Source organism: Kitasatospora sp. NPDC059571 (assembly GCF_042735675.1).
Taxonomy (GTDB): domain Bacteria; phylum Actinomycetota; class Actinomycetes; order Streptomycetales; family Streptomycetaceae; genus Kitasatospora.
In genome coordinates, this window is sequence record NZ_JBHWBW010000105.1 from 1 (window position 1) to 6,893 (window position 6,893).

The window sequence follows — 6,893 nt, forward strand, 5'->3', positions numbered from 1 at the left end:
CCCCGGCGGCGTGGCTCCCACGGCACCGCGCGGGCCTGAGATCGTAGGGGGGGGGGGGTTCCGACGCCGCCCACCTCCACGCGGACATCACGCTGCACCCGCCGTCCCCGGCCGCGCTCCGGGACGGCCGGCCGGCCGACGGCGCTGCGCCGGAGTGGGCCGAACAAACGAAGGAATTCATTCCGTAGAATCACCGGATGCCGATACCCAAAGCTGAGCTCCACCTGCACATCGAAGGAACGCTGGAGCCCGACCTCGCCATCAAGCTCGCCGACCGCAACGGCGTCGACCTCCCGTACGAGGACGCCGACCAGCTGCGGGCGGCCTACCGGTTCGACGACCTCCAGTCCTTCCTGGACCTGTACTACCGGCTGATGGACGTCCTGCTGACCGCGGAGGACTTCACCGAACTCGCCGAGGCCTACCTGGACCGGGCGCGCGAGCAGGGTGTCCGGCACGCCGAGATCTTCTTCGACCCGCAGGCGCACCTCGGCCGCGGGGTGTCGTTCGACACCGTCATCAAGGGACTGTCGGCCGCCCTGGCCCGCAGCGAGGAGCAGTACGGCATCACCACCGGCCTCATCCTCTGCTTCCTGCGCGACCGCCCGGAGTCCGAGGCGCTCGCCGTGCTCGCGGCCGCCGAGCCGTACCTCGACCTGATCACCGGCGTCGGCCTGGACTCGGCCGAGGTCGGCAACCCGCCCGCGAAGTTCGCCCGGGCCTACGCCCGCGCCCGCGAACTCGGCCTGCACCTGGTCGCCCACGCCGGCGAGGAGGGCCCGCCGGAGTACGTCCGCGAGGCCCTCGACGTGCTCGGCGTGGAGCGGATCGACCACGGCATCCGCTCGCTGGAGGACCCCGAGCTGGTCGCCCGCCTGGCCGCCGAGCGCATCCCGCTCACCGTCTGCCCGTTCTCGAACGTCCGGCTCCGCTGCGTCGACACCCTCGCCGACCACCCGCTGCGCCGGATGCTCGACGCCGGTCTGCTCGCCACCGTCAACTCGGACGACCCGGCGTACTTCGGCGGGTACGTGGACGAGAACCTCACCGGCACCGCGGCCGCGCTCGGGCTGACGGACGACCAGGTCCGCACCCTGGCCAGGAACTCCTTCGAGGCGGCCTTCCTCGACGACGCCACCCGGGCCCGCTACCTCGCCGAGGTCGACGCCCACCGGTGACCCGGCCGCCGGAGCCGCCGGACGCCCGGGCGACACGTCCGCGGCGTCCCCGGCGGCCCGGTCGGTGCGGCCTACGGTGGTCAGGCCTACCTCGGGGTAGGGCCACCGACCGGGGGAGGGTCCCGTTGGAAGCTCGGCTCTTCATCGGCCGGCGCGTCGCGCTCCGCCGGGAGGCCCTCGGCCTCACCCACGGGCAGGTCGCCGAGGCGGTCGGCCGGGACGCCGCGTGGCTGCGCTCGGTCGAGTCCGGCAGCCGCCGCCTGGACCGGTACACGATGGTCCACGCCCTCGCCGAGGCGCTCGGCGCCGACCCCGCCGACCTGCTCGGCCGGCCGGGCGGCGCCGGCGACCCGCACACCCGCGCCGCGGACCTGGCGCTCCCGGCCCTGCGGCGCGCCCTGCTCCGCGGCCAGTCGGACACCGGCCCGACAGCCGACGCCGACGTCCTCGACCGGGTCGGCGGGCCGGCCGGTCCGGACGACCTGCGCCGCCGGACGGACGAGGCCGACCGGCTGCGGCGCGACGGCCGCCACGACCGGCTCGCCCGCGACCTGCCGTCGCTGCTGGACGATCTGCGCGCCGCCGCCGCGGTGGCGCCGGAGGCCGACCGGGCCGCCGTGCACCAGTTGCTCGCCGAGGCCGCGCACGCCGCGGCCGTCCTCGCCAAGCGCCTCGGCCATCCCGACCTGGCCGCGCTGGCCGCAGCCGAGTCCGCCCGCGCCGCGGCCGTGACCGGTGACCCGGTGGCGGCCGCCGCCGTGCAGTGGCTCCGGGCGGAGATCTGCGCGGCGGCCGGGGCGACCGCCGAGGCCGACCGCCTGGTCGCCTCCGGACTCGACCGGACGGACCCGCTGCTCGGCCGGGCCCCCGGCGCGTGGAGCGTGTGGGGCACCCTGCACCTGGTCGGCGCCGTCCTGGCCGCCCAGCGCGGGTCGCAGGCGGACTCCGCCCCCCACCTCGGCGAGGCGGCCACCGCGGCGGACCGGGCGGGGGCCGAGCCGCGCCATCAGACCGACTTCTGCGCCGCCGAGCACGCCGTTCACGCCGTCCATGCCGGGCTCGAACTCGGCGGCGACACCGACCTCCTGGACGCCGTCGCCAATGCCCCGCTCGGCCGGCTGCCCGCTGCCCGGCGCGCCCGGCACGGCATCGACCGGGCCCGGGCGCAGGCCCGGGCCGGGGACGACACCGCGGCCGTCCGGGAACTCCTCGCCGCGGACCGGCTCGCACCGCAGGTCGTCCGCGCCCACCCGATGGCCGCCGAGACCGTTCTCGCCGCCGTCCGGCGCTCCCGCGGGGCCGGCCCGGTCCGCGAGGCGGCCGACCGGCTGGGGATCCCGTACTGACCACCCCGCCCCGATGAGGGTATTGGCGTTCTTGCTCGCCTGTGCAGTGAAATTCCGTCAGGCGATCGATTTATTGCACGATCGCCCCTCCTGACGTACGTTCGGCCCACCGGCGCAGAGCATCCCGCCGACCGGTGCAGCTGCCGGCCGGCCCGCGGGATGCACACCGGATCCGAGGGGGTCGCCGTGTCCGAGGACCTGCCGCCGGGGCTGTTCGGCCCCGGCGCCGAACGGCCCGCAGCCGCGCGGCGCGAGGGGATCACGTACGCACTCGTCCCGGGCCACCGCCCGCTGCTGCTCGACCTCCACCGGCCGCGGCGGCCGTGGCCGGTACCGGTGGTGGTCTGGATCCACGGCGGCGCCTTCCTCGGCGGCGACCGCCGCTACCTGCCGGACACCCTGGCACCCGGCTCGCTCTTCCGCCGGCTCAACGCCGCCGGGCTGGCCTGTGCCACGATCGACTACCGGCTGTCCGGCGAGGCCCGCTTCCCGGCCCAGCTCGACGACGTCCGGGCGGCCGTCGCGATGCTGACCGACCGGGCCGGCGAACTCGGCCTGGAGGGCCGCGGTAGCGGGATGGGGGGCGAGTCCGGGGGCGCCACGTTGGCCGCCCTGGCCGCGCTCGCCGACGACCGGGCCGCCGCGGCCGTCCTCTGGTACCCGATGACGGACCCGCTGGCCGACGGTGTCGACACACCGGACTCGCCGGTGGCGCTGCTGCTCGGCGGCCGGCCCTCCGAGCGCCCCGAACTGGCGAGGCAGGCGGGCGCCGTCCACCAGGTGCGGCCCGGCGCACCGCCCTTCCTGCTGATGCACGGCGCGGACGACCGGCAGCTGCCACCCGCGCACAGCCGCCGCCTGCACGAGCGGATGCGGGAGGCCGGGAACAGCTCCGAACTGCGCGTCGTGCCCGGCGCCGACCACTGCTTCGAGGGCGCCGCGGACATCGACGCCCTCATCGGCGAGTCGGTCGCCTTCCTCCGGCGCCACCTGCTGCCGGACGCCGCGGCGGAGGAAGCGGTGGCCGCGGCCGTCCGGGCCGGCTGACGCCCGCCCCGCACGCCCCGCGAAGGGCGTGCCGGGCGGCGGTCCGAGGTCAGCCGCAGGCCGCGCCGTTCAGGGTGAACGCGGTGGGGGCGGTGCCGGCGCCGGAGGCCGAGCTCGCCTGGAAGCCGAAGCTCGCCGTTCCGCCGGGGGCGAGCGTGCCGTTCCAGCCGGCGTCCCCGGCGGTGACGGCGGCGCCGCTCTGCGCGGCCGTGGCGTTCCACGCGTTGGTGATCCGCTGATCGCCGGGGAACGTCCAGCCGAGCGTCCAGCCGGCCACCGTGGCCCGGCCGGTGTTGCGCACCGTCACGGTCGCGGTGAAGCCGCCGTTCCACGCACTGTCGACGTGGTAGACGACAGCGCACGGGGCCGTCGGCGGCACACCGTCGTCGTCCGCCTCGGTGGCGGTGAACGCGGTGCCGTCGACCCCCGGCCCGCCGACCGAGAACGAGGCGGTGCCGTTGGCCGCGTCGGCGTCCTGCGCCGCCGCGATCCGCACCTGCTGCGCGGTCGCCCAGTTCGCCGGGGTGAAGACCAGCGAGGCACCCGCGGCGACCGACAGATCCGGGTCGCCGGAGGCGCGCGCCACTGCCACGGTGACGTCCTGTGCGGGCGCGGCCGAGAGCCGGATCCCGACCGTGGCCGAGGAGCCCTCGGCCACGGTGACCGCGGCCGGATCGGCCACCGCCCGCGGGGCCGGCCGCGGGCGGCTGCCGCCCTGGTCGGCGGCGAACGCGGCCAGCCAGGCCAGCGGCGCGTTCCAGTTGATCGCGACCTCGTTGGTGGAGTAGGAGCCGATGTCGTCGACATAGCACTTCGCGGGCGCGCATCCGGCCAACTGAGCCTGCGCGACCGGGTCCTGGAGACCGGAGTTCGGCCCGCCGGCGAACGAGCCGGCCGGCGGGTGCGGCAGCGAGGCGTCGTTCTCGTGCGCCCAGAACCGGTGGTGCTCGTTCTCCGAGGCGTGCTCGCCGTAGCCGGTCACGTACGACCGGTTCAGTGCGTTCCGGCCGAGCAGGTAGTCCAGCGACTCCAACGCGCCGTCCCGGTAACGCTTCTGGCCGGTCAGCTCGTACGCGACGGCGATCGTGACGGCGTCGTTCGCGACCGAGCTGTTGGAGCCCCACACATACCCGTCCGCCCCGAAGGGGACGGCATAGCCCTGGCCCGCCATGGTGGCGAGATAGCCGTCCGCCGCGGTGACCAGCGAGGCACGCAGCCGGGCCAGGTCGTCGGCGGGCAGGGCGACACCGGGCACCGTCGCCAGGGTGATCCGGCCGAGCGTCGCCGTACCGCCCCACCAGAACGCGTCGGCGGGACCGCTGTGGAACGGCGAGGAGGTCACCGCGTCCCGGTACTGCGACTCCCCGGTGGTGGCGAACAGCTCCGCCGCGGCCCAGTAGAACTCGTCGCCCACCTGGGCGTCGTCGTAGGCGCCGCCGCCGGTGGAGTCGCTGCCGGGGGCGAGCACGTTCGGATCGGCCTTCGCGGCGGCCCAGGCCCGCTTCGCCGCATCGAGGCAGCGGGCCGCGAACGCCGCGTCGTACGGGGCGTAGACCCGGGCGCACTGGGCCGTCGTCGCCGCCAGGTTGAGCGTGGCGGCGGTGGACGGTGCGTGCAGCTCGCGCTGCTGGCCGTCCTGGTCGGGGCGGGTCGGCAGACCCGTCCACTGCGCGTCGTGGATCTTGTGGAACGCCATCCCGGCCAGCGGCTTGCCCGCCGGCACCTGCATCCGCATCAGGAAGTCCAGCTCCCAGCGTGCCTCGTCGAGCACGTCCGGGACGCCGTTGCCGCGTTCCGGCACCCGCAGCGTGGAGTCGCCCGCGGCGGCCGCCGTGCCCTGCCGCTGCGCCCGCTCGAAGGAGTTGACCAGCTGCCAGGTGGCGATGCCGCCGTTGACCACGTACTTGCCCTGGTCACCCGCGTCGTACCAGCCGCCGCGCACGTCCAGGGCGTAGTCGCAGACCCCGGCCTGGCAGGGCACGGACGTGTCGCCCTTGTTCGGCGCCACACCGAGGTGGCCGGCCGGGCGCGCATAGGCGGCGCCGGCCAGCGCAGGGTCGATCGCGATGCCGCTGCGCTGCTGGTAGAAGAACGACATCGCGTCGGCGCGCAGGCCGTCGTAGAGCCCGGCCGCGATGTCGAACGGGTAGCTGACCTGGCCGTCGACGGTGAGCGTGAAGCCCGTCCCGGACCCGGTGTACGAGGAGAAGTCCACCAGGTGGGTGGAGTCGCCGGAGGCGGTGTCGGCCCCGTGCACCGCGGTGGTGCCGGAGGCCACGGTGGTGCCGGCGGCGGTGCGCAGCTGCCAGGTGAGCGGGGCCGTCGCGGAGCTCACCACGGTGGCCCGCTTGGGGCCGTCCGGCAGGTACCCGAGCTGGTTGACCCGCACCGGCGGACCGGTGTCGGCAACGGCAGCGGCCGGCGCCGTCGCCGGTGCGGTCACGGCGGCGGCCGGGGCCGGGACGGTCGCGAGCCCGGTGGCGGCCAGCGCGGCAGTGGCGATCAGGGCGGCGGCGCGTCGCGATAACGCCCGCGTGGCGGTGACTGGTGACACGGAGGGGCCTTCCTCGGGTGGGGGATCGGCAGGGCGTGGGAGCGCTCCCAAGACCAATCAAGCCAGCCCTGCCGCGGGCACGTCAAGGCGCCGGACGCGAATCCCGCGAGACCTTTCCGCCGGAGCGGCGGCCGGAGGGGGCGTTCGGCCCGGCGGCCGGGTCCGGTGGGCGGTGCATGCGGCGGACCGTAGGGTCGGTTCCATGATCGACGGGGTGGATGCGCGCCGCCGCCGAGCTGGCCGGATCGCCCGGCTGGGAACAGGAGCTGATGCCGTACGGATGGCGGCTGCCCGCCGGCGAGCAGTGACCCGACGGGCCGGGTCCGGCGTCAGGGAGGCGTCAGGAACGGCCCCGGAGACGTTCGGCGTGCGTCAAGGGCGGGTGCAATGCCCGCTCAAGGAGGGTGGACTGGGTGCAGCGGGTGCGGCGCCACCGGATCCGCACCCGTCTGGAAGGAAGCGGAAGACCGTGATCGAGGACGTACCGGCCCCGGCCGCTGCCGAGGCCCGCAGCATGCGCCGCGCCGTGTCGGACGACGAGCTCAGCCGGATCCTGCACGGGATCATCGGCGAGGTTGATGCCGGGGCCGGGCAGGACGGCGACGGGGAGTCCGGCCGGGTCGCCGCCGCCCGCTGCCGGGCCGGCATGCACTACCCGGACTGACGACTCCTCGTCGGGAACTGGGGGGGTAGCACCGCGGGGGGCGCCCGGCGGGGGCTCAGTGTGGGGCTCCAGTGACGGACTCGGGCGCGGGAGGTAGAGAGCTG

General features: G+C 75.9%; 5 protein-coding genes. 4 read left to right on the forward strand and 1 reads right to left on the reverse strand.

Annotated elements, in window-relative coordinates:
* Positions 1–197: 197 nt before the first annotated feature.
* The 3 genes from ACFV0G_RS14895 (at position 198) to ACFV0G_RS14905 (ending at position 3,571) form a co-directional block, all read left to right on the forward strand.
* Positions 198–1,178, forward strand: coding sequence for an adenosine deaminase (locus ACFV0G_RS14895; protein ID WP_380546606.1), 981 nt, complete (start codon positions 198–200; stop codon positions 1,176–1,178).
* Between the two features lie 125 nt (positions 1,179–1,303).
* Entirely contained in the window at positions 1,304–2,524 is a 1,221-nt protein-coding gene (locus tag ACFV0G_RS14900) for a helix-turn-helix domain-containing protein (RefSeq protein WP_380546608.1), read from the forward strand.
* A gap of 186 nt (positions 2,525–2,710) precedes the next feature.
* Positions 2,711–3,571 carry an alpha/beta hydrolase fold domain-containing protein gene (locus ACFV0G_RS14905; RefSeq protein WP_380546610.1) on the forward strand — a complete coding sequence of 287 codons (861 nt, stop codon included), beginning with the start codon at positions 2,711–2,713 and terminating at the stop codon, positions 3,569–3,571.
* Between the two features lie 49 nt (positions 3,572–3,620).
* Here the strand turns inward: ACFV0G_RS14905 and ACFV0G_RS14910 are convergent, their stop codons facing one another.
* Complete coding sequence (locus ACFV0G_RS14910) at positions 3,621–6,125, reverse strand: glycoside hydrolase family 9 protein (RefSeq protein WP_380546612.1); 2,505 nt, start codon at positions 6,123–6,125, stop codon at positions 3,621–3,623.
* Between the two features lie 469 nt (positions 6,126–6,594).
* Between ACFV0G_RS14910 and ACFV0G_RS14915 the strand changes: the two genes are divergently transcribed.
* Positions 6,595–6,789: a hypothetical protein gene (locus ACFV0G_RS14915; protein WP_380546614.1), complete on the forward strand. Its 195-nt coding sequence runs from the start codon at positions 6,595–6,597 to the stop codon at positions 6,787–6,789.
* The last annotated feature ends 104 nt before the right edge of the window (positions 6,790–6,893 follow it).

Bases quoted from the DNA above. Each gene is read 5' to 3' on its own strand.
- ACFV0G_RS14895 (WP_380546606.1), top strand. From the start codon at position 198: ATGCCGATACCCAAAGCTGAGCTCCACCTGCACATCGAAGGAACGCTG.